Raw genomic sequence first — 2,159 nt, 5'->3', positions numbered from 1 at the left:
GTACCGCTTGATGAGTCTGAAGTCAAAAGGCAGACGCATTAGGGTTGTATGGTTAAGTGACTAAGCGTATACGGTGGATGCCTTGGCAGTTAGAGGCGATGAAGGACGTGTAAGTCTGCGAAAAGCTGTGGTGAGCTGACAAAACGCATTTGAGCCACAGATGTCCGAATGGGGAAACCCACCGCTTCGGCGGTATCGTTAAGTGAATACATAGCTTAACGAGGCAAACGAGGGGAACTGAAACATCTAAGTACCCTTAGGAACAGAAATCAATTGAGATTCCCCTAGTAGCGGCGAGCGAACGGGGAGCAGCCGAACTTATTTGAATTAGCAGAATGTGTTGGGAAGCACAACGATACAGGGTGATAGTCCCGTATGTGAAGGTTCAAGTAAGTCATATTAAGTAGGTCGGGACACGTGTTATCTTGACTGAAGATGGGGGGACCATCCTCCAAGGCTAAATACTCCTAACTGACCGATAGTGAACTAGTACCGTGAGGGAAAGGCGAAAAGAACCCCTGTGAGGGGAGTGAAATAGAACCTGAAACCGTATACGTACAAGCAGTGGGAGCCCTTCGGGGTGACTGCGTACCTTTTGTATAATGGGTCAGCGACTTATATTTAGTAGCAAGGTTAACCGTCTAGGGGAGCCGTAGCGAAAGCGAGTGTTAACTGCGCGTTTAGTTGCTAGGTATAGACCCGAAACCCGGTGATCTAGCCATGGGCAGGTTGAAGGTTGAGTAACATCAACTGGAGGACCGAACCCACTGACGTTGAAAAGTCAGGGGATGACCTGTGGCTGGGGGTGAAAGGCCAATCAAACCGGGAGATAGCTGGTTCTCCCCGAAATCTATTTAGGTAGAGCCTCGGACGAACACCATTGGGGGTAGAGCACTGTTAAGGCTAGGGGGTCATCCCGACTTACCAACCCTTTGCAAACTCCGAATACCAATGAGTGCTATCCGGGAGACACACGGCGGGTGCTAACGTCCGTCGTGGAGAGGGAAACAACCCAGACCGCCAGCTAAGGTCCCAAAATATTGCTAAGTGGGAAACGATGTGGGAAGGCTAAGACAGCTAGGAGGTTGGCTTAGAAGCAGCCACCCTTTAAAGAAAGCGTAATAGCTCACTAGTCGAGTCGGCCTGCGCGGAAGATGTAACGGGGCTAAGCAATATACCGAAGCTGCGGCAGCATGTTTACATGCTGGGTAGGGGAGCGTTGTGTAAGTGGATGAAGGTGAGTTGAGAAGCTTGCTGGACATATCACAAGTGCGAATGCTGACATGAGTAACGATAATGGGGGTGAAAAACCCCCACGCCGGAAGACCAAGGTTTCCTGTCCCATGCTAATCAGGGCAGGGTAAGTCGGCCCCTAAGGCGAGGCAGAAATGCGTAGTCGATGGGAAACGGGTTAATATTCCCGTACTTATATATTCAGTGATGGAGGGACGGAGAAGGTTATGCTAGCTTGGCGTTGGTTGTCCAAGTGAAAGTGCGTAGGGTTGTTTCTTAGGAAAATCCGGGAAACTACATGCCTGAGACACGAGACGAGCCACTACGGTGGTGAAGTAGCAAATACCCTGCTTCCAGGAAAAGCTTCTAAACTTATGAATATATAAACCGTACCCCAAACCGACACAGGTGGTCAGGTAGAGAATACTAAGGCGCTTGAGAGAACTCGGGTGAAGGAACTCGGCAAAATTGTACCGTAACTTCGGGAGAAGGTACGCCTCTGTTTGTGATAGGACTTGCTCCTTAAGCGAATGGAGGCCGCAGTGACCAGGTGGCTGGGACTGTTTATTAAAAACACAGCACTCTGCTAATTCGAAAGAAGACGTATAGGGTGTGACACCTGCCCGGTGCCGGAAGGTTAATTGATGGGGTTAGCGTAAGCGAAGCTCTTGATCGAAGCCCCGGTAAACGGCGGCCGTAACTATAACGGTCCTAAGGTAGCGAAATTCCTTGTCGGGTAAGTTCCGACCTGCACGAATGGTGTAACCATGGCCACGCTGTCTCCACCCGAGACTCAGTGAAATTGAAATTGCTGTGAAGATGCAGTGTACCCGCACCTAGACGGAAAGACCCCGTGAACCTTTACTACAGCTTGGCACTGAACATTGACCCTACATGTGTAGGATAGGTGGGAGGCTTTGAAACAT

Annotated in this window: 1 rRNA gene; it reads left to right on the top strand. The window is 50.0% G+C overall.

The window, feature by feature from the left end:
- Positions 1-50 precede the first annotated feature (50 nt).
- Positions 51-2,159, top strand: a 23S ribosomal RNA gene (locus QTP81_RS04195); the annotation flags it as partial.

Source organism: Neoalteromonas arenosi (genome assembly GCF_030362855.1).
GTDB lineage: Bacteria > Pseudomonadota > Gammaproteobacteria > Enterobacterales > Alteromonadaceae > Alteromonas_E > Alteromonas_E arenosi.
This window is presented reverse-complemented; position numbering and strand designations above follow the sequence as displayed.